Annotated in this window: 27 protein-coding genes; 14 read left to right on the forward strand and 13 right to left on the reverse strand. The window is 46.4% G+C overall.

Going from position 1 to position 25,123, the window contains the following annotated elements; translation table 11 throughout:
• Positions 1-144 precede the first annotated feature (144 nt).
• Genes argF through ppnP form a run of 3 tightly spaced genes read left to right on the forward strand, consistent with a single transcriptional unit; the run spans position 145 to position 2,710 of the window.
• A complete protein-coding gene (gene argF, locus AOB49_RS09525; RefSeq protein WP_172793427.1) occupies positions 145-1,092 on the forward strand; it encodes an ornithine carbamoyltransferase in 948 nt (315 codons plus the stop codon).
• A 46-nt stretch (positions 1,093-1,138) separates the two neighbouring features.
• Positions 1,139-2,368, forward strand: coding sequence for an argininosuccinate synthase (locus AOB49_RS09530; RefSeq protein ID WP_062310416.1), 1,230 nt, complete (start codon positions 1,139-1,141; stop codon positions 2,366-2,368).
• A gap of 36 nt (positions 2,369-2,404) precedes the next feature.
• Positions 2,405-2,710, forward strand: a complete 306-nt coding sequence (ppnP, locus tag AOB49_RS09535) for a pyrimidine/purine nucleoside phosphorylase (RefSeq protein ID WP_062310419.1) — start codon at positions 2,405-2,407, stop codon at positions 2,708-2,710.
• A 20-nt stretch (positions 2,711-2,730) separates the two neighbouring features.
• On the opposite strand, the gene AOB49_RS09540 is transcribed toward ppnP, so the two are convergent.
• Positions 2,731-3,090 carry a hypothetical protein gene (locus tag AOB49_RS09540; RefSeq protein WP_156471402.1) on the reverse strand — a complete coding sequence of 120 codons (360 nt, stop codon included), beginning with the start codon at positions 3,088-3,090 and terminating at the stop codon, positions 2,731-2,733.
• Between the two features lie 128 nt (positions 3,091-3,218).
• Between AOB49_RS09540 and AOB49_RS09545 the strand changes: the two genes are divergently transcribed.
• The 3 genes from AOB49_RS09545 (at position 3,219) to AOB49_RS09555 (ending at position 5,371) form a co-directional block, all read left to right on the forward strand.
• Complete coding sequence (locus AOB49_RS09545; protein WP_156471403.1) at positions 3,219-3,755, forward strand: hypothetical protein; 537 nt, start codon at positions 3,219-3,221, stop codon at positions 3,753-3,755.
• Between the two features lie 70 nt (positions 3,756-3,825).
• Positions 3,826-4,560, forward strand: a complete 735-nt coding sequence (locus tag AOB49_RS09550; RefSeq protein WP_062310429.1) for a formyltransferase family protein — start codon at positions 3,826-3,828, stop codon at positions 4,558-4,560.
• Between the two features lie 70 nt (positions 4,561-4,630).
• Positions 4,631-5,371, forward strand: a complete 741-nt coding sequence (locus tag AOB49_RS09555) for an alpha/beta fold hydrolase (RefSeq protein ID WP_062310432.1) — start codon at positions 4,631-4,633, stop codon at positions 5,369-5,371.
• A 6-nt stretch (positions 5,372-5,377) separates the two neighbouring features.
• Here the strand turns inward: AOB49_RS09555 and AOB49_RS09560 are convergent, their stop codons facing one another.
• Together AOB49_RS09560 and AOB49_RS09565 are read right to left on the reverse strand one after the other, a co-directional pair.
• A complete protein-coding gene (locus tag AOB49_RS09560; protein ID WP_062310435.1) occupies positions 5,378-5,833 on the reverse strand; it encodes a DUF192 domain-containing protein in 456 nt (151 codons plus the stop codon).
• A 117-nt stretch (positions 5,834-5,950) separates the two neighbouring features.
• On the reverse strand, positions 5,951-6,154 hold the full coding sequence (locus AOB49_RS09565) for a cold-shock protein (RefSeq protein ID WP_011903586.1): 204 nt from the start codon (positions 6,152-6,154) through the stop codon (positions 5,951-5,953).
• 276 nt (positions 6,155-6,430) lie between these two features.
• On the opposite strand from AOB49_RS09565, the gene clpS reads away from it, so the two are divergent.
• From clpS to AOB49_RS09580, 3 genes are all read left to right on the forward strand, one after another.
• Positions 6,431-6,787: an ATP-dependent Clp protease adapter ClpS gene (clpS, locus tag AOB49_RS09570; protein ID WP_062310600.1), complete on the forward strand. Its 357-nt coding sequence runs from the start codon at positions 6,431-6,433 to the stop codon at positions 6,785-6,787.
• Positions 6,784-9,090: an ATP-dependent Clp protease ATP-binding subunit ClpA gene (gene clpA, locus AOB49_RS09575; RefSeq protein ID WP_062310438.1), complete on the forward strand. Its 2,307-nt coding sequence runs from the start codon at positions 6,784-6,786 to the stop codon at positions 9,088-9,090. The genes clpS and clpA overlap by 4 nt, the downstream gene beginning before the upstream one ends.
• A gap of 120 nt (positions 9,091-9,210) precedes the next feature.
• Entirely contained in the window at positions 9,211-10,455 is a 1,245-nt protein-coding gene (locus AOB49_RS09580; RefSeq protein ID WP_062310441.1) for a dicarboxylate/amino acid:cation symporter, read from the forward strand.
• 9 nt (positions 10,456-10,464) lie between these two features.
• On the opposite strand, the gene dut is transcribed toward AOB49_RS09580, so the two are convergent.
• From dut to AOB49_RS09605, 5 genes are read right to left on the reverse strand one after another with little or no spacing between them, the layout of a single operon-like run.
• Positions 10,465-10,914: a dUTP diphosphatase gene (dut, locus tag AOB49_RS09585; protein WP_062310444.1), complete on the reverse strand. Its 450-nt coding sequence runs from the start codon at positions 10,912-10,914 to the stop codon at positions 10,465-10,467.
• A 45-nt stretch (positions 10,915-10,959) separates the two neighbouring features.
• Positions 10,960-12,171 carry a bifunctional phosphopantothenoylcysteine decarboxylase/phosphopantothenate--cysteine ligase CoaBC gene (gene coaBC / locus AOB49_RS09590; protein ID WP_062310447.1) on the reverse strand — a complete coding sequence of 404 codons (1,212 nt, stop codon included), beginning with the start codon at positions 12,169-12,171 and terminating at the stop codon, positions 10,960-10,962.
• A gap of 9 nt (positions 12,172-12,180) precedes the next feature.
• Positions 12,181-12,675, reverse strand: coding sequence for a signal peptidase II (gene lspA, locus AOB49_RS09595; RefSeq protein ID WP_062310450.1), 495 nt, complete (start codon positions 12,673-12,675; stop codon positions 12,181-12,183).
• 12 nt (positions 12,676-12,687) lie between these two features.
• On the reverse strand, positions 12,688-15,567 hold the full coding sequence (ileS, locus tag AOB49_RS09600) for an isoleucine--tRNA ligase (RefSeq protein ID WP_407070235.1): 2,880 nt from the start codon (positions 15,565-15,567) through the stop codon (positions 12,688-12,690).
• Entirely contained in the window at positions 15,542-16,492 is a 951-nt protein-coding gene (locus AOB49_RS09605) for a bifunctional riboflavin kinase/FAD synthetase (protein ID WP_062310453.1), read from the reverse strand. The genes ileS and AOB49_RS09605 overlap by 26 nt, the downstream gene beginning before the upstream one ends.
• A gap of 51 nt (positions 16,493-16,543) precedes the next feature.
• Between AOB49_RS09605 and purN the strand changes: the two genes are divergently transcribed.
• Genes purN through AOB49_RS09620 form a run of 3 tightly spaced genes read left to right on the forward strand, consistent with a single transcriptional unit; the run spans position 16,544 to position 19,985 of the window.
• A complete protein-coding gene (purN, locus tag AOB49_RS09610; RefSeq protein ID WP_062310457.1) occupies positions 16,544-17,173 on the forward strand; it encodes a phosphoribosylglycinamide formyltransferase in 630 nt (209 codons plus the stop codon).
• The gene (locus tag AOB49_RS09615) at positions 17,170-18,759 is read left to right on the forward strand and encodes an RsmB/NOP family class I SAM-dependent RNA methyltransferase (RefSeq protein ID WP_062310460.1); all 1,590 of its coding nucleotides are present in this window, start codon (positions 17,170-17,172) and stop codon (positions 18,757-18,759) included. Before purN ends, AOB49_RS09615 begins: the two co-directional genes overlap by 4 nt.
• 32 nt (positions 18,760-18,791) lie before the next feature.
• Positions 18,792-19,985: a DesA family fatty acid desaturase gene (locus tag AOB49_RS09620; RefSeq protein ID WP_062310463.1), complete on the forward strand. Its 1,194-nt coding sequence runs from the start codon at positions 18,792-18,794 to the stop codon at positions 19,983-19,985.
• A 100-nt stretch (positions 19,986-20,085) separates the two neighbouring features.
• Here the strand turns inward: AOB49_RS09620 and rpmG are convergent, their stop codons facing one another.
• From rpmG to radC, 3 genes are all read right to left on the reverse strand, one after another.
• Entirely contained in the window at positions 20,086-20,253 is a 168-nt protein-coding gene (gene rpmG, locus AOB49_RS09625; RefSeq protein WP_015421876.1) for a 50S ribosomal protein L33, read from the reverse strand.
• An 11-nt stretch (positions 20,254-20,264) separates the two neighbouring features.
• Positions 20,265-20,498: a 50S ribosomal protein L28 gene (gene rpmB, locus AOB49_RS09630; protein ID WP_011903570.1), complete on the reverse strand. Its 234-nt coding sequence runs from the start codon at positions 20,496-20,498 to the stop codon at positions 20,265-20,267.
• A gap of 138 nt (positions 20,499-20,636) precedes the next feature.
• Positions 20,637-21,416, reverse strand: coding sequence for a RadC family protein (gene radC, locus AOB49_RS09635; protein WP_342667203.1), 780 nt, complete (start codon positions 21,414-21,416; stop codon positions 20,637-20,639).
• Here radC and AOB49_RS09640 point away from each other — a divergent pair.
• On the forward strand, positions 21,369-21,815 hold the full coding sequence (locus AOB49_RS09640) for an FKBP-type peptidyl-prolyl cis-trans isomerase (protein WP_062310469.1): 447 nt from the start codon (positions 21,369-21,371) through the stop codon (positions 21,813-21,815). The genes radC and AOB49_RS09640 overlap by 48 nt on opposite strands.
• A gap of 3 nt (positions 21,816-21,818) precedes the next feature.
• Entirely contained in the window at positions 21,819-22,772 is a 954-nt protein-coding gene (ispH, locus tag AOB49_RS09645; protein WP_062310472.1) for a 4-hydroxy-3-methylbut-2-enyl diphosphate reductase, read from the forward strand.
• A 73-nt stretch (positions 22,773-22,845) separates the two neighbouring features.
• On the opposite strand, the gene AOB49_RS09650 is transcribed toward ispH, so the two are convergent.
• Positions 22,846-24,039 (reverse strand): acetylornithine transaminase, encoded by a 1,194-nt coding sequence (locus AOB49_RS09650; RefSeq protein ID WP_062310475.1) that lies wholly within the window; start codon positions 24,037-24,039, stop codon positions 22,846-22,848.
• Between the two features lie 34 nt (positions 24,040-24,073).
• Entirely contained in the window at positions 24,074-25,111 is a 1,038-nt protein-coding gene (locus AOB49_RS09655) for a CDP-6-deoxy-delta-3,4-glucoseen reductase (RefSeq protein ID WP_062310605.1), read from the reverse strand.
• Between the last annotated feature and the right edge of the window lie 12 nt (positions 25,112-25,123).

Genomic DNA, 25,123 nt, shown 5'->3' on the forward strand with positions numbered 1-25,123 from the left:
AGAAATCGTTGTAAGGAGTAAGTGTTGCTTAGCCCTCTAGCTTAACAGTCTGAGAAGGCCTTAAGATGACTTTAGGAACTATTTTCGTGCAGTTCGAAGCCCAAACAAAAAATGCAAGCTAAAACTCTAGTAGAAAGCTCAACAATGACATCTTTGGCAAAGCCCCAAGTGCCTGGCCAGGTTCGGCATTACTTGCAGTTTGCCGACCTGACTCGCGAAGAGTATGGATATCTCCTGAAGCGCTCCGCTTGGCTTAAAACTAAATTTAAGAGCTACGAGACATGGCACCCTTTGCATGATCGCACCTTGGCGATGATTTTTGAGAAGCATTCCACGCGTACTCGTCTTTCCTTCGAGGCGGGCATCCACCAGCTTGGTGGTCATGCGGTCTACCTGAATACCCGAGATACCCAATTAGGTCGTGGCGAGCCTGTAGAAGACGCTGCGCAGGTGATTTCTAGGATGACTGACATCATCATGATTCGCACCTTTGGCCAGGAGATTATTGAGCGCTTTGCTGCTAATTCTCGTGTGCCAGTGATTAATGGCTTAACGAATGAGTATCACCCTTGCCAGGTCTTAGCTGATATCTTTACTTTTGTAGAGGCGCGGGGTCCAATTCAAGGTAAAACAGTTGCTTGGGTCGGTGACGCTAACAATATGGCTTATACCTGGATTCAGGCGGCCGAATGCTTAGATTTCCAAATTCGTTTCTCTGCGCCGGCTGGCTATCAATTGGACGCCTCTAGATTAACGGCTACCGCACTCAAACACCTGACTGTTTGCGCCGACCCTAAAGATGCGTGCAAAGGTGCGGATTTAGTAACTACCGATGTATGGACCAGCATGGGCTACGAAGATGAAAATACTTCTCGGATGGCGGCCTTTAAAGATTGGATGGTCGATGAAGAGTTGATGTCTTTAGCAAAGCCAGATGCCTTGTTTATGCACTGCTTGCCAGCGCATCGCGGCGAAGAAGTATCTGCTGAAGTAATTGATGGCCCTCAAAGCATTGTTTGGGAAGAAGCGGAAAATCGCCTGCATGTGCAAAAAGCCTTAATGGAGTATTTGCTTTGTGGGCGCCTGGATTAAATTTTTATGTAATTTGTTTTAGTTCATTGTTAATTGAAAAGAAATCATGTCTGATATTAAAAAAGTAGTACTTGCTTATTCTGGCGGCCTGGATACCAGTGTGATCTTGAAGTGGCTTCAAGATACCTATCAATGTGAAATCGTTACATTCACTGCCGACTTAGGTCAAGGTGAGGAGCTCGAGCCAGCGCGTGCCAAAGCATTGCAGTTCGGCATCAAGCCGGAAAATATTTTTATTGACGATCTGCGTGAAGAGTTTGTGCGTGATTTTGTATTCCCTATGTTTCGTGCCAACACGATTTATGAAGGAGAGTATTTACTTGGTACGTCGATTGCGCGTCCATTAATTGCCAAGCGCCAAATTGATATTGCTCGTTTGACAGGCGCGGATTCTGTATCGCATGGTGCAACTGGTAAAGGTAACGATCAGGTGCGTTTTGAGTTGGGCTATTACGCTTTGGAACCCGGAATTAAGGTGATTGCGCCATGGCGTGAATGGGATTTGCTCTCGCGTGAAAAATTAATGGCTTATGCAGAAAAGCATGGCATTCCAGTCGAGATGAAGCATAAGCAGGGTGGTTCACCATATTCAATGGATGCCAATCTCTTACATATCAGCTACGAAGGTCGTCATCTCGAGAACCCTAATGCTGAAGCTGAAGAGTCTATGTGGCGTTGGACTGTTTCTCCTGAAAAGGCTCCAGATACTCCAGAAATTATTGAAATTGAGTTCCGCTCGGGCGATCCAGTGGCCATTAATGGACAGACTTATAAGCCACATGAGTTATTGGCTGAGCTCAATCGCCTTGGCGGTAAGCATGGTATTGGTCGCTTGGATTTAGTCGAGAATCGTTTTGTGGGCATGAAGAGCCGCGGTTGCTATGAAACCCCTGGTGGCACTATCTTGTTGAAGGCTCACCGTGGCATTGAGAGCATTACTCTGGACCGTGAAGTGGCACACTTGAAAGATGATTTGATGCCACGTTATGCAAGTTTGATCTATAACGGTTTATGGTGGGCGCCAGAGCGCATCGCTTTACAAACTCTGATTGATCATACGCAGCAAATGGTTAATGGTGTAGTGCGCTTGAAACTCTATAAGGGTTCCGTATCGGTCATCTCCCGTGATTCTGCAAATACACTATTTGATCAAACGATTGCAACTTTTGATGATGATGGCGGCGCTTATAACCAGGCAGACGCTGGTGGCTTTATAAAGCTCAATGCATTGCGCATGCGTATCGCTGAAACGGCGAAGCGTAAGCGCGCGAAATAAGTTATCCCAATAGTTATTTAGATAGAGGAAATTAAGATGCAATTTGATCAAGTTTCAGTAGGTAAGAAGGCCAATGTATTTTTCGATGGCAAGTGCGTATCTCATACCGTGACTATGCCTAATGGCGTTCGAAAGTCAGTTGGGGTGGTGCTACCTAGCACCTTGCGCTTTGACCTCAGCACTAAAGAAGTAATGGAGGTGGTTGATGGAAGCGCCTTCGTTAGTATTAATGGCGCTCCTGAGGTGGAATTTAAAGCTGGACAAAGCTGGGAAGTGGAGAAGGGTGGTTACTTCATTATTCGTGCCGAGGCACCGGTGCACTATGTCTGCCACTTTGAATAAAGGTTGGCAGTACCTTTAGGTTATTTAGCTTTTGGGGAGCTAGCTGCCAATAGCAGTTCCCCCAGCATTGCAAAATATTTATCCGATTTTGGCGTTAGTTTTAAATATTTTTTTCTTCCATCTTGATCTTCTGCATACTGAATGAGTTTTTTGTTGTGCAGGTTAGATAGTCGACGGCTCAGTGTGGCGGGAGAGCCAATTTCATTATTGAAAATAATATCTCCGACCAATGGAGACTTCTTTTCCCTAATGCTTAAGGCGATGAAATGAAGCAACTTCCTTTCTAGGTCGTCTAATTTTGGAAAGCCGGGAGCTTTCTCTACTGTATCCAATAGTCTAGCGAACCGAAAGTACGCATCTTGTAAGGATGAGGATTTCATAGTCTTTAAATGGACATTATTTTTTTCAAGTATTGATCTTAGCATTTTCCCCTAGACCTGGTAGGCGAGACTGTAAAAATAAGTCTGTATTATTAATAAAAATTATTAATAGTTTTATAACTATCCAGATGAATCCAATCCAAAATGCCGCTACTGTATTTGTTATAGCCATTTTTTGGGTGCTGTTGGATTATTTAAATAAGCGCTATTTCTCATTTTTGCAGGTGAGTGACTTTGTGTACTCCATCTATTGGCTCTCTGGAATTAGGTTGATCGCGGTCATTTTATTTGGCTGGTTAGGGGTTTTGGGTATTGGAATTGGTTACGTTGTAGGGGGTATCAGTATTAGGGGTTTTACACCTCAGGACGCTTTGGCGCTAGGAATCCTCTCAGCTTTGGCTCCATTAATTGCATATCGCGTTTGGCAGCACTGGACCGGAATAACTAACGACTTTAAGGATGTGGGGATTAAGCAGCTGTTTGCCCTCGTTCTCCTGCATTCGGTCTTAACGGCGATATTTAGGAACGCCTACTTCTTCTCCGCTGGTAAGCCCAATGGCCTAAATCAAATTTTGACGCTATTTAGTGCCAATATAGTTGGGACTTTCTTGTTGCTGTACCTATTCCGGTATCTCAGACATTTCTATAAATTGATTAAGGGTTGACGCCTAAGTCTGGCAATATTTACATCAAAAGTATTTATAATTGTGATGTAAATATTGCAAAGGTGTTCGCTTGATTAATTCAATCATTCTCTTGAATAATGGTTTGTATGTGCCTCACATCGAAGGCGAGCTCAAGGCGATCAACCCCAGTTTGCATTTGACGGTGCTCAACGATTTGGCTGACTTGATAGCAATACCCCATTCCGTATTGCAGGCATCAAGACTTATCTCTTTTCTGAGCGAGGTCATTATTCCCATATCAGTGATTGATAACTTGGGATATGGGGCTTATAACTTTCATCCTGGCCCGCCAATGAGGCCAGGATGGTCGCCGATGGAGATGGCAATTTATGAGGGCGATGATGTCTTTGGCACTACATTGCATGAAGTTCATCAACTAGTGGATGCTGGCGCTATCAATGGCATCAATTTATTTGCCTTACCTATCGATGTGAATGCTATTGCCCTTGATCAGTTGATTACTCAGAGTCTAGTGACGCTATTTAGGCAAAAGAAAGCAGAGTTGCTCGCAGATAAACCCTTAATGACTTTGCCTATTCCCTGGGGATATAAGCGATCTACCAGGGCTTCTAACTTGGCCTATCTCACTATTGCAAGTGATATTACGGAGGAGGAGCTGCTACTTCGAATTCGGGCATTTGGATATGATGAAAAGCACAAAATAAAATTTTCCGAAAATAAGCAAATATTTGAAATTGAGAATCCTAGCTCAAGCAATGGGACGGTTGATTTAGAAGACTATCGTCTGCTTCATGGAAAAAAGTTTTATAGAAGGCTTGGATAGGAAATTCGCTTCCCTAGAGGTGGATTATTGGTATCTAGCTTTTTCATTTCGGTGGTGTTAAAACAGTTCGATGAAGCTACTCCAGACTGTATTTTTTCTCAGCGCACTTACGCCATCCCTGGTGGCCGCACAAGTTTTGGATGTCCCATTTCAGGATGATGTGCCTACAAGAACATTGCTTATTCCAGCTTCAAAAGCGAGGGCGGTCGTTCTCTTGTTCCCGGGCGGCGGCGGTTTTTTGAGGCTCAAGGATGACGGATCTACTAATAATTTCCATACATTTGTTAGGTCAAAGGATTTATGGGCGCCATATGGAATTGATGCAGTCCTTGTGGATACTCCCTATGATTTGGGTGCGGGATCGAGAAATCTTCGATCAATCAGAAATCATCAGCAAAGGCTCTCAAGCGTGGTTCGCTATTATCAAGAAAAACTCAAGCTGCCCATATGGATTTTTGGGCACAGCATGGGAACAGTCAGCGTTACTGAATTTGTAAATGGTGGCAAGGATCAAGCGGGCATGGTTGCTGGTGTGATCGTAGCCGGTACCTATCGAACAGCCTCAATCGACTCCGATGTGCAGGCACCCGTTCTGGCAATTCATCATCTGCAGGATGGGTGTGCTAATACACCCCTTTCCACCTCGGAGGGCATTATTAAAAGTAGACCTGGCACATCTGTCGCTCAATTTATCTCAATGGATGGTGGGATCAGTGAGGGTGATGTATGCGGCTCCAAGGCGTACCACGGTTTTAATGAAAAAGAGCCGGAGTTTGTAAAAACTGCGGCCCAATTTATATTGAAAAATTAATTTTCTCTATCTTTTCGGCAGTCCTTGAATGACTGTGCCTGGTGTAATCACTCTTTCCGAAAACCATTGCTGATTCATTTCTAGCGCATAGCGTACAGCCGCTTTAGGGCAGTGATTATTAGTTGTGTTCGCTTGCATCTCTTCAATGTTTACAATTTTTCCATCATCGGCAATAAATGCAATTGCTAGAGGGATCTTAGTGTTGTTCATCCAAAAGCAGTGGCCAGCCTTTTGCTCAAAGACAAATAGCATGCCCGAGTTGGCTGGCATGCTGGTGCGATTCATTAGGCCCACTTCGCGCGCTTTTGGTGTATCTGCCAACTCTGCTTGAATTCGGTAAATGCCCGTCTTGAGTTCGATGATGGGTAGACCAATATTCTGTTGTGCGAGCGCAATAGTTGAGAAGGCGCTGGCGAGGGCGAAAAGCCCAAGAATGAATTGTTTTAGCTTGAGTTGAACCATGATCTTTTGGATATTGAGGAATGTGGTAATTTTAAGTTACTAGAAAATGCCTCAGCGAAAGCTGGACGAAAAAAAACCCAGGAACAAGTCCTGGGTTTTTAATAATGATCTAGCAGATTAAGCTGCTTGGATATTAGTAGCTTGTTTGCCTTTAGGGCCTTGGGTAATATCAAACGTTACCTTTTGGTTTTCCTTGAGGGTTTTGAACCCAGGCATTGTGATCGCGCTGAAATGCGCGAACAACTCTTCTTCACCATCATCAGGTTTGATAAAGCCAAAACCTTTTGCATCATTGAACCACTTAACAATTCCGGTCGCCATGCGAACTCCATTACATAAACTTAAAACAACCGTGATGAGGGTGAATACTTTTTAATCAGTCTCGCTCTACAACACGCCTAAATAGGACTTTAAATAAAGCCTACACCCTGATTGTTTGCCCTTTATGGTGGGGTGTCAAGGGGTAGGGGGCAGATAGTTGTCAGTAAAGCCCCCTTTTTTTATCGAAAAATGCCCCAATATGGGGTAAATAGGGCTTTATTGATGGTTTTTTGCAACAAGACCCTCAAAATCCAAGTTTATATATCTGTGTTTAGAATGTTTCTCATGAGTCGTACAACGAAAAATCCAACGGTTGGTAACCCAAATAACCCCCATATTGAGGACACCATTCTTCTCGAGAAGCAGGCCGAGAAATTAAAGGCTCCCTCGATGTATAAAGTTTTACTATTGAACGATGATTACACGCCCATGGAATTTGTGGTGATGGTCATTCAGGAGTATTTTAATAAGGATCATGAGACCGCTACACGGATCATGTTGCAGGTTCATTTAGTTGGTAAAGGCATCTGCGGAGTATTTACTAGAGATGTTGCGGCAACAAAGGTGCATCAAGTTATCGAGCTCTCCCGCGAGGCGGGTCACCCACTACAGTGCACTATGGAGGAAGCATGATTGCTCAAGAATTAGAAGTGAGTTTGCACATGGCGTTTGTCGATGCCAGAGCTTCAAGACATGAGTTCATTACAGTTGAACATTTGCTTGCCGCTTTGTTAGATAACGCAACTGCAGTAGAGGTCTTAAAGGCTTGCGCCGTGAATATCGGCGAGCTGCGTACGCAATTAAAAAACTTTATTAATGACAATACGCCAGTTGTTCCTGGTAACGATGAGGTTGATACTCAACCTACGCTAGGATTTCAGCGGGTGATTCAGCGCGCAATTATGCATGTGCAGTCCACTTCTAATGGCAAAAAGGAAGTGACTGGTGCTAATGTGCTGGTAGCAATCTTTGGTGAAAAAGATTCTCATGCGGTTTATTTCTTGCAACAGCAGGGCGTAACTCGCTTAGATGTAGTGAACTTTATTAGCCATGGGGTGCGTAAGGATCAAGCGGAACAAGTAAAGCCAGTCGAATCTACTCAGGAGGCTGAAGATGCTGGGTCGAGTGGTAAAGAGAGTCCGCTGGAGCAATACACTCAAAATCTGAATGTGATGGCCAAGCAAGGAAAGATCGACCCTCTGATTGGGCGTGAGAGTGAGGTGGAGCGCGTTATTCAAGTTCTATGCCGTCGTCGCAAAAACAATCCTTTGTTAGTTGGTGAGGCTGGTGTTGGAAAAACCGCAATCGCTGAAGGTCTTGCCTGGCGCATTGTGAAGGGTGACGTTCCAGAGATTTTGGCGAATGCCACAGTTTATTCATTAGACATGGGCGCTTTGCTTGCGGGCACAAAATACCGCGGTGATTTTGAGCAGCGCCTTAAGAGCGTTCTGAAGTCCCTTAAAGATAGCCCGCACGGCGTGTTGTTCATTGACGAGATTCATACCTTAATTGGTGCAGGCGCTGCCTCTGGTGGCACGCTTGATGCAAGTAACCTTCTGAAGCCGGCCTTATCAAATGGTCAGCTGAAATGCATTGGTGCGACCACCTTTACTGAGTACCGTGGCATCTTCGAAAAAGACGCTGCGCTCTCACGTCGCTTCCAAAAGGTGGATGTAGTTGAGCCAACCGTTGATCAAACTGTGCAAATTTTACGCGGCCTCAAATCTCGCTTCGAAGAGCATCACGGGGTTAAATATGCCTCAGCTGCTTTAGTAGCGGCCGCTGAATTATCTTCACGCTATATCAATGATCGTCATCTGCCTGATAAAGCAATTGATGTGATTGATGAGGCCGGTGCAGCACAACGCATATTGCCGAAGTCTAAGCAGAAGAAAACCATTGGCCGCCCAGAGATTGAGGAAATCGTAGCGAAGATCGCTCGTATACCGCCACAGTCTGTCACCGTGGATGACCGTAGCAAACTACAAACGCTTGATCGCGATATCAAGAGTGTGGTGTTTGGTCAAGATCCCGCCATTGAGGCTTTGGCTAGCGCTATCAAAATGACTCGTGCTGGTCTTGGCAAGATTGATAGACCGATTGGCTCCTTTTTATTTTCCGGACCTACGGGTGTTGGTAAGACAGAAGTTGCTAAGCAGTTAGCTTATATCTTGGGTATCGAGCTCTTGCGTTTCGATATGTCGGAGTACATGGAGCGTCATGCAGTTAGTCGTTTGATTGGTGCCCCTCCCGGGTACGTTGGTTTTGATCAAGGCGGTTTGCTCACTGAGGCTGTAAACAAGAAGCCACACTGCGTCCTCTTGCTCGACGAAATTGAAAAGGCGCATCCCGATATTTTTAATATCCTCTTGCAGGTGATGGACCACGGCACCTTGACCGATAACAATGGCCGTAAGACCGATTTTCGTAATGTCATCATTATCATGACCACCAATGCTGGTGCCGAGGCGATGCAAAAGTCGACCATCGGCTTTACCAATGCGCGTGAGTCTGGTGATGAGATGGCTGATATTAAGAAGTTCTTCACGCCAGAGTTCCGTAATCGTTTAGATGCTATCGTTTCGTTTAAGGCACTCGATGAGACCATCATCATGCGTGTCGTCGATAAGTTCTTAATGCAATTGGAAGAGCAGCTGCATGAGAAGAAAGTTGATGCCACATTTAGTCCGGCATTGCGTGCGCATTTGGCTAAGCATGGCTTTGATCCACTCATGGGTGCAAGACCAATGCAGCGGATTATTCAGGATACTGTTCGTAAAGCCTTGGCTGATGAGTTGTTATTCGGCCGGTTGGCGCAAGGTGGTCATGTTGCGGTTGATATTGATGCTGATGGTAAGGTGCAGTTAGAGTTTGATGCACCTGTCTTGAGAGGTAAAACTCCCAAAGCAGATGTGGCACCTGTTGAGGAGATTTAACTTCTAACCTGAATGTTGGGTCACTAAAAAGCCACCTTCGGGTGGTTTTTTAGTTCTGCAGCGATATGTGGGGATTAAAATTGCCACATAAAATTTTTTGCCAATGAAGACTAGATCTGTATGACATCTAAAAAATTAACGCACTTTATTCTTGCTGCAATGATCTTGGGGATTATTGCGGGATATCTTGTCTATCAGTTTGGTGCAGAGTCAGGTTTAGCTAATCAGTATGTGAGTTATGTATCTGTATTGACAGATATTTTCTTGCGACTAATTAAGATGATTATTGCGCCACTAGTATTCACAACATTGGTGGTTGGAATTGCTCGAATGGGTGATGCGTCTACTATTGGACGTGTTGGATTGAAAACCTTCAGTTGGTTTATTGCCATGTCTAGCGTATCTCTGATTTTAGGTCTTTTAATGGTGAATCTGCTTGATCCCGGTGTTGGCGTAAATTTGCCAATACCTGAGCTAGATGCTAGTACGGGACTTAGCAAGGGTGGATTTAATCTTGCCCAGTTTATTCAACATATTTTTCCAACTAGCATTGTTGAGGCGATGGCAAAAAATGAGATTTTGCAGATTGTCGTTTTCGCTTTATTTTTTGGTGTTGCAGCCGGTGGTATGGGGCCACGGGCAGAGGAATTAATCCGGAATTTAGACATGCTGTCACACATCATGTTGAGAATCACTGCTGCAGTTATGAAGTTTGCTCCAGTGGCGGTATTTGCCGCAGTCTCGACCGTGATTGCCGAAAATGGTGTTGGAATATTAATGACCTACGGTAAGTTCATGTTGAGCTTTTATTGCTCTATTTTGTTATTGTGGTTAGTCATTATTTTGATCAGTGCATTGGTCTTAAAAGGCCGTACTTTTCAATTGGTATCTATGCTTCGCCAGCCCGTTCTATTGGCATTTTCTACTGCAAGCTCAGAAGCTGCCTACCCTATGACTCTTGAGCAGGTTGAGCGATTTGGTTGTAAAAATAAGATTGCTTCTTTTGTCTTACCTGTGGGTTATTCATTTAACTTAGATGGTTCAATGATGTATTGCTCATTTGCGGCCATCTTTATTGCTCAGGTTTACTCCATACAAATGGAGTTTACTCAGCAATTAATGATGTTGCTTGTCTTGATGATTACGTCCAAAGGAATTGCTGGAGTTCCTCGCGCATCTTTGGTGGTGATTGCTGCAACCTTAGCGCAATTTAATCTACCTGAGGCGGGGGTTTTGTTAATTCTAGGGGTTGATCATTTCTTGGACATGGCGCGCTCTGCAACCAATGTGTTGGGTAATGGGTTGGCTACTGCGGTAATCTCTAAATGGGAGGGCGAATTAGATCCCCACCAAACCAACCCATAAAATACGTATTTAACCTCTTCCAGTACTTCCAAATCCACCCGCACCGCGACTGCTTTCGGTGAATTCCTCAACCACTTTAAGTTCTACTTGCTGCACTGGCATGACCACCAATTGAGCCAAGCGCTCCATGGGCTCAAGTTTGAATGGGGTTGATCCACGGTTCCAGGTGCTCACCATTAACTGCCCTTGGTAGTCAGAGTCAATCAATCCCACGAGATTTCCCAGCACGATGCCATGCTTGTGGCCAAGACCCGAGCGCGGCAGGATAAAGGCTGCATAGCGAGGATCTTCTACATAAATTGCCAGGCCAGTTGGTATAAGTACTGTTTGTCCTGGGGCAATCTCAATGGTCTCATCAATGCAGGCACGCAAATCTAAACCAGCGCTACCAGGTGTTCCATAAGTAGGTAATTGATTGCGCATACGTTCATCGAGAATTTTGACTTGAAGTTGTTGCATGAAATTTCCTAAAGCGGGATAAAAGAATTGAAAGACAGAATGAGATTAGATTTTTTTGGCAACCAACTGAATGAGCTGGCGTGCAAGTTGTAGCTTTTCAGCCTGACCAGTTTTTTTGCTGCTGCTGGGATCAATGATGAGTAGCTGATTGAGGTCGCTTCCAAAAGTATCTGGACCAATGTTGCCAACAATCATTGGAATACCTTTGCGCTTTAGCTTTTCTTGGGCATGTTTAGCCAAGTCATGAGATTCAGCCGCAAAACCAACGCAGTAAGGATGTGGCTTACCGCCCTTAGTTTTAGCGGACTTCGCAACCTCAGCGAGGATATCGGGATTGGCGATAAATTCGAGCTTGGGTGCTTCTTTACCTTGGCGCTTGATCTTTTCCTTTGCGGGCTTTGCAATACTCCAGTCAGCTACTGCGGCTACCGCAAAAAAGATGTCGCAATCTGTCGACTGCATTGTGGCGGCGTACATTTCACCTGCGCTGATCACATTGGTGCGGGTAATTTTTCCTGTCGACTCTAAGGGAGTAGGGAGATCACATGGGCCAGCTATGAGATGAACTTGCGCGCCAGCCTCGGCGGCTGCTCGGGCAATGGCAAAGCCCATTTTTCCAGAGCTACGGTTTGTGATGCCGCGCACTGGATCAATAGCCTCAAAGGTTGGCCCAGCTGTAATCAGCACGCGCTTTCCAGCAAGCAACTTTTTCTGAAAGAAGGCAATGAGTTGCTCAGTAATTTCTACGGGCTCAAGCATGCGACCAAGACCGACTTCTCCGCATGCCTGAAATCCATTAGCCGGGCCGAGCAGGGTAACCTTATCCTCAATGAGTCGTTGAGCGCTTCTTTGTGTTGCTGGATGCTCCCACATTTGTTTATTCATGGCGGGAGCCAGCAAGAGTGGGCAGTCCCTCGCAAGGCAGAGCGTTGTTAATAAGTCATCAGCCAGACCCAAAGACAGTTTGGCCATGAGATCGGCGCTAGCCGGCGTCACCAAAATAGCGTCCGCAGCCCTCGAGAGCTCAATATGCGCCATATTATTGGCTATGCTGCTATCCCACTGGCTGGTGTAAACCGGATTGCCTGTGAGGGCTTGCATCGTCACTGGGGTGACAAATTGCTGAGCAGCATCAGTCATGACCACCTGAACGCTTGCGCCCTCTTGTATCAACAGGCGGGCTAACTCAGGGGATTTGTAGGCCGCTATTCCACCAGAGATACCCAGTACGATTTTCTTATTCAATAGTGATTGCATGGCGCCAGCTTAAAGGGATTGAGATGATTTGCCAAATGACTTGCGAAGCTCACCCCAAATAATCAGTCCAGCGCCAATACAAATAGCGCTATCAGCAATATTGAAGGCCGGCCAATGCCAGTCGGCGTAATGAAGGTCAATAAAGTCAACTACCGCACCATACATCAAGCGATCGAGGACATTACCTACTGCGCCACCTAGAATCAGGCTGAGTGCCCAGCAGAGCATCTTGTCTCCTAGACTTCTGCGAAGTAGCCACAAAATATAGGCTGAAGCGACTAAGCCAAGAATTGTGAAAAACCACCGCTGCCATCCGGAGCTTTGCGCCAAAAAGGAGAATGCTGCCCCTGGATTAAATATCAGTAACCAGTTCAGAAAAGGGAGAACCTCTTCTGGTGCCCCGATTTGCAGATTACTTAAGGCCGCCCATTTGCTCAGTTGATCTAGCAATAGCGTCATCACCGCAATCGCTAAATAGCGGAGAAAGGGAAGATTTGTGGCCATATCTACAAAGGCTTACGCAAACAAGCGCGCTTCGCCATCTCCGAAAAGATTACTAAAGCATCGACTACATAAATCAGGGTGTTCAGCATTAGCGCCAACATCAGCGGTGTGATGCCAACAACGTCCGCACTTCTTGTATTGACTACTGCGCACCAATACCTCGAGACCTGCATTGCTGAGTTCTAAATTGGCGCTTGAGGTAATCGTCACAAAACGCAAGTCATCGGCTAAAGAGTGCAGGATGGCAAAGTCAACGTCACCTAGCTTGATTGTTAATTCGGCCTGGAGAGATGAGCCAACATTACCGGCTTCACGTTCAATTTCAATTGCCTTGGTGACTTCAGAACGAATTTCTCGAACACGATTCCACTTAGCAAGTAGTTCGGCTGCTTGTGCGATTTTGGGGAACTCGCCAAACTCTTCCATAAAGATGGATTCTTTGGCTTTGTTATTCGCGCCATGTTGGAATGACTGCCAAGCTTCTTCTGCTGTGAAGGAGAGGAAGGGCGCAAGCCACTTCAAGAGATTGCGGGTGATATGGAATAAGGCATTTTGTGCTGCACGACGTTCCTTAGAGTCAGGGGCGCTGGTATACAAGCGATCTTTGAGAATATCCAAATAAAAGCCGCCCAAATCTTCCGAGCAGAAGGTCAGCATACGAGCAACTGCAGGCTGAAACTCGTATGCTTTGTAATGCGCTTGAACTTCATTCTGCAATTCATTTGCAAGAGCTACAGCATAGCGATCAATCTCCAACCATTCATTTGCTGGCATGCTGTGCTTGCTAGGATCAAAGTCTGATAGATTGGCCAGTAAGAATCGCAATGTATTGCGAATGCGGCGATAGCTTTCCACTACCCGTTTAAGAATTTCATCGGAGATCGTCATCTCACCTGAATAATCAGTAGATGCCACCCAAAGACGAATAATCTCCGCACCTAACTTGTCAGCCACTTGTTGAGGGGCAATCACATTACCTACAGATTTACTCATCTTGCGGCCTTGGCCATCCACAGTAAACCCGTGAGTGAGAAGGGCTTTGTATGGCGGCTTGCCATCGAGCATGGCGCCAGTTAATAAAGAGGAGTGGAACCAGCCACGATGCTGGTCCGAACCCTCTAGATAAAGATCGGCTAAACGACCGTCAGATTTTTCTGCATCTGGACGATAGAGTTCATCGCGATGGGAGCCGCGAATGACATGCCAGTGAGTCGTGCCAGAATCAAACCAGACGTCGAGGGTATCGCGATTCTTTTCGTAATGCGCCGCCTCTTCACCAAGTAGTTCAGCAACTTCGAGTTTTTGCCAAGCTTCTATACCTTCTTTTTCAACGCGTTGAGCGATTTCTTCAAGAAGTTCGACTGTGCGAGGATGCGGTTCGCCACTTTCTTTATGAACAAAGAAGGCCATGGGAACGCCCCATTGGCGCTGACGAGATAGAGTCCAGTCAGGGCGATTCGCAATCATGCTATTTAAGCGTTGCTTGCCCCACGCTGGGAAGAATTCAGTGCTCTCGATGCCTGCCAATGCAGCTTCGCGCAAGCTCACTTTGCCATCCGATGGCTTCTGATCCATGCTCGCAAACCATTGCGAGGTCGCGCGGTAAATAATCGGTGACTTATGACGCCAGCAGTGCATATAGGAGTGCGTGTATGTTTTATCTCTGAGCAGGCTGCCTGCCTCACGCATTGCTTCTACGATCTTTGGGTTGGCTTTCCAAATGTATTCATTGGCAAAGAGTGGCAACCAGGATGCGTACACGCCATTGCCCATCACAGGATTCAGGATATCCTTATCAGCTAGTTTATTAGCCTTGCAAGATTTAAAGTCTTCCTCGCCATAGGCGGGCGCCGAGTGCACCACACCTGTACCCGTATCTAGAGTGACGTACTCAGCCGTATAAATTGGTGAGAGACGTTTATATCCTTCATGTAATGGCGCCAGAGGATGCCAGAAGGAAATATTGGCTAATTGACTGCCTAAACAGGTGCCAATAATTTTCCCCTCTAGGCCATAGTCCTGAAGACAGGTTTCAACTCTATCTTTGGCAAGAATCAAGAGCTTATCGCCAACATCCACCAAAGCATAATCGAGTTCTGGATGCACATTCATTGCCTGGTTAGCGGGAATGGTCCAAGGTGTGGTTGTCCAAATCACAATCATTCCAGGTTTTGCTGGAATGTCATTTAGACCAAATGCTTTTGCTAGTTGCGGGCGCTGAGCGTCATCAAAAGCAAAGCCTACGTCTACTGTGGGATCCGTTTTATCTTGGTACTCAACTTCAGCTTCTGCAAGAGCTGAGCCGCAATCAAAACACCAGTTCACCGGCTTTAAGCCGCGAAAGACATAACCCTTCTCCCAAATCTTTCCAAGCGCACGAATTTCATCGGCCTCATTGCGAAAGTTCATGGTGAGATAGGGGTTATTCCAGTCACCTAAGACGCCTAAGCGCTCAAAGTCTTTCTTTTGTTTATCTACTTGAACCTTGGCATAGGCGCGCGCTTTTGATTGCACTTCGGCCGTAGGGAGATTTTTGCCAAATTCTTTTTCAATCTGAATTTCAATTGGCATGCCGTGGCAATCCCAGCCGGGAATATAGACTGAGTCAAAGCCCATGAGCCAGCGGGATTTCACAATCATGTCTTTGAGAATCTTATTTACCGCATGACCAATATGAATATCGCCATTCGCATAAGGAGGGCCATCATGCAAAATGAACTTAGGCTGATTTGCATGGGCCGCACGAATCTTTTCGTAGAGTTTATTTTTTTGCCATTGCGCAACCCATTGCGGTTCACGTTTTGGTAAATCGCCTCTCATTGGAAACGAGGTCTCCAGTAGATTGACGGAGTAAGTATTTTCTTTTTCAGACATAATTTTTTTTCTGGAAATAATTTCTGGCATGCGCTGCATCAGATGCAATCGCTTGAGTTAGTGCGTCAAGGTTTGAATACTTTTCCTCATCACGAATTTTTTCTAGAAGCTCGACGGTAATGATTTTTCCGTATACCTCTTTATTAAAGTCAAAGATGTGCGTTTCGAGCAATACGCGGCCCTGATCTTCGACTGTTGGCCTCACGCCGAGACTTGCCACAGCGGGAAGTGGTTTATCGCTCAAGCCTAGTACTTGGGCTGTGAAGATTCCTGTGCAAGCTGGCTTTCGGTGATGCAGGTGATTTGCAACGGCTAAGTTTAAAGTTGGAAAACCTAGAGTTCGGCCGAGTTTTTGGCCGTGAATAATATGACCCGAAATTCCATAAGGGCGACCAAGTAATTTGGTGGCTTGTTCCATGTCGCCATTCGCTAACGCACCACGTAGTGCTGAACTAGAAATACGCTCTCCGTTTTCAACAACGGTATGAATGCTAGAGACCTCAAAGCCATATTTTTCACCAGCAGCTTTGAGGCTTGCGAAATTACCAGCGCGTTTCGCGCCGTAGCAAAAGTCATCGCCAATGAGGATCCATTTAGCATGCAGTTGCTTGACGATAATTTCAGAAACAAATTCATCTGGAGTGAGACGGGCAAATGCATTATTGAAATGCTCTACAACTACTCGATCGATGCCGATATTGGCAAAAGCGGCAAGCTTGTCACGTAAATTCAAAATACGGGGTGGGGCTTGTTCAGGGGAAAAGAATTCTTTGGGGTGCGGCTCGAAAGTCATCACGCAACTCGCCAAGCCTCGCTCATGCGCGCCATCCTTGAGTTGTTTCAATAGGGCGCGATGACCCCTGTGCACGCCATCGAAATTGCCGATGGTTAAGGCACAAGCTGGTCCTGCAGAAAACTGGGTCGGTCCACGGAATACGTTCACTAAATCGCTTTCAGGGTCGCTTTCGGGGTAACCATCAATTATATTGTGGGCATGCTATCAATCGTCACCTTAATCTCAGGCCGCGGATCAAATTTCGAGGCAATCTTTAAAACTGCTCAAAAAGAGCATTGGCCGGTCAAGTTTGCCGGGGTGATCGCTAATCACTCTGCGGCTAAGGGGCTTGATTTTGCTCGCTCCCAAGGGATTCCAGCCTTTGCTATTGAGCATCGGGAGCACTCCACGCGCGAATCCTTTGATGCTGCCCTTATCGAGAAAATCGATGAATTGGGCGCTAATTTAGTGGTTTTAGCGGGCTTTATGCGCATTCTGACCCCTGAATTTATTCGCCATTTTGAAGGACGCCTGATTAATATCCATCCTGCCTTACTCCCAGCCTTTCCGGGATTACATACTCACGAGCGTGCTTTAGAGGCTGGAGTTGCTGAGCATGGGGCTACTGTCCATTTCGTAACTGAGGGGGTTGATGAGGGGCCCATCATTTGCCAAGCCTCAGTTCCAGTGCTTCCAGGTGATGATGCCGATAGTTTGGCTGCACGGGTTTTGGCCGCTGAGCATCAGATTTATCCGCGGGCCGTAAAATGGTTCCTTGATGGACGATTGCGAATAGAAGGTAATCAAGTTCAGGTTCAACCCCCGGAGTCGCAATTAATAAAATTATGAGTAAAGAACGTTCATCCCGCGGTGCTAGCGCTGGCAGTAAATCTGGATCCAGATCTGGTTCACGCCTAGCCCCACAAAAGAGTTATGCCGCTAAATCCAAGGATCCATTGCGTCGTCCCGAGCGCCGTAATGCTAGCGGCAACATCATTGCGCCCGAAGGTCAAAAGAATTTTTCTAATGCAAAGGCATTGCCACAGCATGCTATTCACTTAGAGCGTTTGCTTCCTGAGCTGCTGAGTTTTGAGCAGCCTGCCGATCGCGTGGTTAGTCGCTATTTCCGCTCTGAGCCACAGCTTGGCAATCGTGATCGCGCTTTGATTGCTGAGAGTGCTTTTGCCATTTTGCGGCGTAAAAATGAGTTCTCTCAATTCGCCTCCAGTGGCGAGGGATCTCAGGCTAGACGCTTAGCCCTATTGGGTTTGCTGTCTGCTCTATCTGAGGGCGGTCTTGGTTCTGCCAACCGTGCAGAGAGCGCTATTGCAGACCTGGCTCACGTGCTAAAGACGGGTGAGTATGAATGGTTACAACGTTTTGCAACGGTCGATCCATCAGCCCTCAATCCCTTGGTTCGGAATAATTTACCCGAGTGGCTTTGGGATGCTTTTGGAAAATATCCTGGCGAAGAGTCACGTGAAGCATTGGCCAAATCATTAATGCATCCAGCCCTTTTGGATTTGCGCGCCAACACAATGAAGACTACTCGTGAGCAATTACTTGCGCAAATGAATGCCTTGGGCGGAAGGTATCAAGCGATCCCGACGCCTTATGCTCCTGATGGAGTTCGTATCATGGGTAAGCCAGCCTTGCAAAATACGGCGGGCTTTAAGGCGGGGATGTTTGAAGTGCAGGATGAAGGTAGCCAACTTTTGGCTTATCTGCTTGCCCCTAAACGTGGTGAGATGGTGGTAGATTTTTGCGCCGGCGCCGGCGGTAAAACTTTAGCGATTGGTGCCTTAATGCGCTCTACAGGGCGCTTGTACGCGCTGGATACATCTGAGCGTCGCTTGGCCAACTTAAAGCCACGACAAGCACGTAGCGGGCTATCAAACGTACATCCCGTATGGATTGATACTGAGAATGACACGAAGATTAAGCGTTTGGCTGGCAAAATTGACCGAGTTCTAGTTGATGCCCCTTGTAGTGGCATGGGTACTTTGCGTCGCAATCCCGATCTCAAGTGGCGTCAAACGCCGGCCGGAGTATTGGAGTTGAATCAAAAGCAGATGAGTATTTTGTCTTCCGCAAGCCGCCTGCTAAAGCCAGGGGGGCGCCTGGTCTACGCTACCTGCAGCCTATTGCCACAAGAAAACCAGCAAATTGCCGAGGATTTTTTGGCAAAACACCCTAATTTTGAAGTGGTACCTGCTGCCGAAGTTCTTAAGCCCTTGTTTCCTAAGGATAAAATTCCATTGGGATGTAGTCCAGATAATCCTTGGTGGCAGTTATGGCCCCATATTCATGGGACTGATGGCTTCTTTGGGGCAGTTTTCCAGAAAAAAGCTGCTGCTCCTGCAATAAGCCCTGAAAAAGACGGGGAAAAAGAGATCAAGGTCAAAACCAAGAAAGTTGTCAAAGAACTAAAATAGAAGCTTAGACATCTTCTCTTTAGGGACACCTTTTGAACACAGCTTCAAGTTTTGATTTATTCCTCAACTGGCTTTCCAGTGGCTATTTGAATTGGGCATGGTGGCAGATTTTGCTATTTACCCTGGCCGTTACCCACATCACGATTGCTGGGGTCACCATTTTTTTGCACCGCTGCCAGGCGCATCGCGCTTTAGAGCTTCATCCTATCATGTCGCATTTCTTCCGCTTTTGGCTTTGGCTAACAACGGGTATGGTGACCAAGGAGTGGGCTGCAGTTCATCGTAAACATCATGCCAAGTGCGAGACAGTGGATGATCCGCATAGCCCACAGGTATTGGGAATTGATACAGTTTTATCTCGTGGGGCCGAGCTTTATAAGATGGAAGCGGCCAATCAAGAAACTTTAGAGAAGTTTGGTCACGGCACTCCAGATGATTGGATCGAGCGCAACATTTATTCCAAGTTTTCTTGGCAAGGTGTTGCACTCATGCTCATCCTTGATGTGTTCTTATTCGGTGCGATTGGTTTGACAGTGTGGGCTGTGCAGATGTTGTGGATTCCGATTACGGCCGCTGGAATTATTAATGGTATTGGGCACTATTGGGGTTATCGCAACTTTGACTGCGAAGATGCTTCAACTAATATTTTCCCTTGGGGCATTTTGATTGGCGGTGAAGAGTTGCACAACAATCACCACACGTTTGCCACGAGCGCGAAACTTTCCAACAAATGGTACGAGTTTGATATTGGTTGGCTTTACATTCAAATGATGAGTGCGGTTGGTTTGGCGAAGGTAAAGAAGACTTCGCCCAAGCCAATGTTGAGCGACTTACGTCCCGCAGATCAAGGTACCTTAGAGGCCATCATCGCTAATCGCTATGAAATCATGGCTCGTTATAGCAAGACCCTGCGCAGCTTCTTTAATAACGAAGTTCAGCATATGCAGGTCTTGGCGGCCCACCTCAAGGACGCGCGAGTTTGGCTAGGCAAAGATGAATCGCGTTTATCTGCAGAAGAAAAAGCGAAGCTCGAGGAACTCATGGCAACGAATGCGCAGTTACGCAAGATGATTGAAATGCGTCGTGACTTACAGGCTATCTGGAGCCGCTCAAATGCAACAGGTGATCAGCTGGTATCTCAGTTGCACTCGTGGTGTCAACGCGCCGAAGAGAGCGGTCTGTCGAGCTTGCGTGACTTCTCTTTAAGGCTGCGCCGCTACGCTTAAAGATGCAAATAATGTGCTCAGGTAAATTACTGGGCAATAAAAAACCCGCTGATGTAGCGGGTTTTTTATTTGCTGCAATTCATAATTAAAAAATCATGAATTACTTCAGCTTTGTTTCTTTGTAAGCAACGTGCTTGCGAATAGTCGGATCAAACTTCATGATCTCCATTTTCTCAGGCTTTGTACGCTTGTTTTTTGAAGTTGTATAGAAGTGACCAGTACCAGCTGATGACTCTAATTTGATTTTTTCTCTGCCGCCTTTAGCCATTTATGCGCTCCTTAAATTTCGCCACGTGCACGGAGATCTGACAAAACAGCATCGATGCCATTCTTGTCGATAACGCGCAAACCAGCATTGGTTAAGCGCAAGCTAATCCAACGGTTTTCAGATTCCACCCAGAAACGACGGTTTTGCAAATTCGGCAAAAAGCGACGCTTCGTTTTGTTGTTTGCATGGGAAACATTATTGCCAACCATCGGCTTTTTCCCAGTGACTTGGCAAACTTTTGCCATGACATGACTCCATTAATTGCGAAAAAAGAAGATTGTATCAGTCTTGACCCTCTTTGAGCTAGCCTTAATTTGCTTTAGCTGAGGGGGTTTGGGCGTTTAAGGTGGGTAAGCGCTTGAAATTAATGAAAAAGTTAGTATTCACTCTTTATTTAAGCCATTTCTCATAAGGCCTGCATCAGAAAATGAGAAAAAACCGCTGCCACTGACAATGCAGTGATCTAAAAGTGGAATATCCACTAATTGGAGGGCTTCTGAAAGAGTCTTAGTCAGCGCTTGATCAGCGGAGCTGGGTAATGGATTGCCGCTAGGGTGATTGTGGGCCACGATAAGGGCGCTCGCGTTGCGAGAGAGAGCTTCCTTGAGGATTTCCCTGGGGTAGACGGCGGTATGGCTCAGGGAGCCTCTAAACAGCTCTTGGCACTCTATGAGATGCAGTCGAGAGTCCAAATACAGGCAAAGAAAGACTTCGTGTGGAAGGCGTCCAAACTTGGCCTGCAAGAATTCTCGGACATAGCTCGGTGAGGAAAAGATAGATTCTTGAGAGAGTTTCTCTTCCAGGCTGCGCTTCACCAACTCATACGCTGCTTGAATTTGTGCCCATTTAGATATTCCCATGCCATGAATGCGGGTTAATTCCTCTGGGGCACACGATAGTAGTCGAGGTAAGTTGCCGAAATGGTCCAAAAGATCTTGGGCGAGGGCGACAGCACTTTTCCCTTTGACCCCTACCCGCAGGAATATGGCAAGTAATTCCGCGTCACTTAGGGCACTTGCCCCGAGCATCCTCAATTTTTCACGGGGTCGCTCTAATTTTGGCCATTCCGATATGGGTGAGTGTGTCTTTTGATCTGGTCTAGATACAATTACCGTATGACTAAGCTTACGGTTTTGCCCAACTCCTTTTTGACCCTCAACTATCGACTTACTTTGCCCAGTGGTGAGGACTACATCAATACTTTTATTGATAGGCCTGCGACGGTTTTGATGGGTTCTGGACAATTTGCACCTTGTTTTGAAAAAGTGTTGATGGGGTTGGCGGTTGGCGAAAAGAAAAGTGCTTTACTGGCCCCTGGGGAAAGTTTTGGTGAGCGCAAAGAGGATCTGATTCAGTGGGTTTCCTTGGGCGCGCTTAAGGAGGGCCGCGACGATGATGTGGAATTTAATCCTGGAGATGTAATTGAGTTCAATGCACCTGGAGGTGCGCAATATGCTGGAGTATTGCAATCGATCAATGAAGAGGGTGCTTGGTTTGATTTCAACCACCCGCTTGCTGGCAGGTCTGTGACCTTTGAAGCTGAAATCATCGCCATTCTCTAACAGATGAAGACACAATCTATCGCCCAAGATTCCGCAGAAATTTTGATGGCCCAGCCACGCGGATTTTGCGCGGGAGTAGATAGGGCTATCAATATTGTGAATGAAGCGCTGGCTCGCTTTGGTGCGCCGATTTATGTTCGCCACGAAATTGTTCATAACGCCTATGTAGTTAATGGCCTGCGTGAAAAAGGCGCAGTATTTGTTGATGAATTGCACGAAGTGCCCAAAGGTGGAATTGTTGTCTTCAGTGCTCATGGTGTTTCTCAAGAGGTGCGAAGAGATGCCGAAGCGCGTGGGCTGCAGGTTTATGACGCAACTTGTCCATTGGTAACCAAGGTTCATCTGGAAGTTGCCAAGATGTGTAAAGAAGGTTTCACGGTGTTGATGATTGGCCATGCAGGACATCCTGAGGTAGAGGGTACGATGGGGCAGGTTAAGGAGGGTGTACATCTCGTCGAGAAGGTTTCTGATGTCGCCAATCTGCCTTTCTCTGAGAGCGAAAAAATTGCTTTTGTTACTCAAACCACACTCTCCGTTGACGAGACCAAAGAAATCGTTGATGCCTTAACTAAAAAATTTCCGAACATTGTGCAGCCACGCAAACAAGATATTTGTTACGCCACGCAGAACCGACAAGATGCTGTGAAATTTATGGCGCCTCAAGTTGAGTTAGTGATTGTCGTGGGCAGCAAGGCAAGCTCAAACTCGAATCGCTTGCGTGAATTGGCTGAAAAATTAGGTGTTCCTGCCTACATGGTGGATGCGCCCGAACAACTTGAGGCCGAATGGTTTGCGGGTAAGAAGAGGGTGGGTCTCACAGCGGGAGCATCTGCACCAGAAAGTCTGGCTCTATCAATCGTTGCAAAGATTCAAGAATTTGGTCCCCGCAGCATTCGCAACTTAGAGGGTGTGGTGGAGGATGTCACATTCTCGCTACCTAAAAACTTAGTCGATTAATTTAGTTGATTAACAACTACCTCAAAAAATAAAGCGGCTTAAAGCCCCTTTATTGATTTGAATGCGTTAATTATCAAACCACTTGCTTTAATAGCTCGCGCAAAATATTGCACATCTGATGAATTTCATCATTAGAAACATTGAGTGCTGGCATAAATCGCAAGAGATTAGGTCTTGGAGAGTTAATTAACAAGCCCTCCGGATTGCGATCGCGTGCAAGCTCAACCAACTTTCCACCAATATCGCTGCTGAGCATGAGGGCGCGTAATAAACCTTCGCCACGCTCACCATCGAGATTGAATTCTTGTGAGATGGAGATGAGTTCTTTGCTCAGCAATGCCCCTTTAATGCGAACGGACTCTAAAAATCCTGGTGCTAGGAGTTGCTCAATGACGCTAATACCCACTGCAGTCATGAGGGGATTGCCATTGTAGGTTCCCCCCTGATCGCCTGGTACGAAGCACGCTACGGCATCAGTTGCCATTAGCGCTGCCAAAGGCACGCCACCACCTATGCCTTTACCTAAAGTCATGATGTCTGGCTCGATTCCGAAATGCTGGTAGGCAAATAGTGTGCCGGTACGACCACACCCTGCCTGAACTTCATCCACAATCAACAGGATATTATTTTCTTTGGTGAATTTACGCAGACTTTGCATAAATTCTTTACTCGCTGGGATCACTCCACCCTCGCCTTGGACAGGCTCTAACATTACCGCAACAGTTTTGTCAGTAACGAGTTTTTTAACGGACTCCATATCGTTTAGATCTGCCTTTGGAAATCCTGGAACTTGTGGTGCAAACATCGTATCCCAGCCCGGCTTTCCGGAAGCACTCATCGTCGCTAGTGTGCGACCATGAAAACTATGATCAAAGGTAATGATTTCAAAGGCGCCAGGCTTATTGAGTTGCCCCCACTTACGTGCCAGCTTAATCGCACCTTCATTAGCTTCCGCGCCACTATTAGCAAAGAACACTTTATTGAAGCAGCTGTTATCTGTAAGTAGGTTGGATAAACGAATCATGGGTTCGTTATAGAAAGCAGGACTCGGGTTGATCAGCCTCTTAGCTTGCGAATTAAGCGCCTCAATCATGCCTGGGTTGCCATGGCCAAGACAATTTACTGCCCAGCCTTGCAAGAAGTCTAAGTAGCGCTTGCCGTTGTTATCGGTCAGCCACGAGCCTTGACCTTCGACCATGATGAGCTCTGGTCGTTGGGTAATAAACATCACTGAGTGTGCGTCTACGGATTGGGCTGGCTTGGTCATGTTCTTTAATGGCTTTGATCAAATAAGGTTTCTATTATCCTGCCAAGTCTGCTGCACTGGTAAATGAGTCGGCGAAGAATTCTTCCTCAGGCAGGTGGCACTGAGATACAAAGTCTTGCCGGGCCGCATTTACCATGACTGGCGCTCCACAGGCATAGACCTGAAAGCCTGCCATATCGGGGTGATCAGCAATGACGGCTTGATGTACGAATCCCGTTCTGCCAGTCCAATGGTCTTGGGGGAGAGCATCCGAAATGACTGGGATGTATTTAAAGTCAGGAATTTCTTTTGCCCAAGACTGGCAAAGGGTATCGAGGTAGATATCACTAGGACGACGTCCACCCCAATATAGGTGAATAGGGCGTTGAATTTTCTTGAACTGCATTTGCTCAACGATAGATTTAATTGGTGCAAAGCCCGTGCCCGCCGCAACAAAAATAATGGGCTTCTTAGAGTCTTCTCTTAAAAAGAAGCTTCCCAATGGACCCTCAAAACGCAGGATATCCTTCTCCTTGAGGGCGGGATCTTTTGCGCCAAAGACAAAATCAGTAAAGAGGCCTCCTGGCAAATGGCGAATATGCAACTCAAGAGGCCCCTCTTGTTCCGGTGCATTTGCAATTGAATAGGCTCGACGTTGACCATCTTTCAGAAGAAATTCTAAGTACTGCCCTGCCAAAAATTGAAAGCGTTCGGTTGCCGGTAGTTGTAGCTTGAGAATAGCTACATCTGTGCTGGGCTTGCTAATGGAGTTGACTCGGCATGGAACCTTACGGATCGCGATATCTCCAGCGCCTTGAACTTCACGGGCCTCAATGACGAGGTCTGATTTGGGGTATGCGCAACAAAATAAAGTGGCTCCCGCGGTTTCATCGGCCTTGCTAAGGGCGGCATCACTATGTTGACCATGCTCTACATTGCCTTCAACAATCTTGCCTTTGCAGGATCCGCAGGCACCATTCTTACAGCCATATGGCAAGGTAATGCCTTGCTGTAGAGCAGCCTCTAGCAACGTTTCATCTTTGCCGACAGTAAATTGTTTGCCGCTCGCTTTGAGCGTGACTTGATAAGACACTCTCATTCCTTT

The organism is Polynucleobacter sinensis (assembly GCF_001595985.1).
Taxonomy (GTDB): domain Bacteria; phylum Pseudomonadota; class Gammaproteobacteria; order Burkholderiales; family Burkholderiaceae; genus Polynucleobacter; species Polynucleobacter sinensis.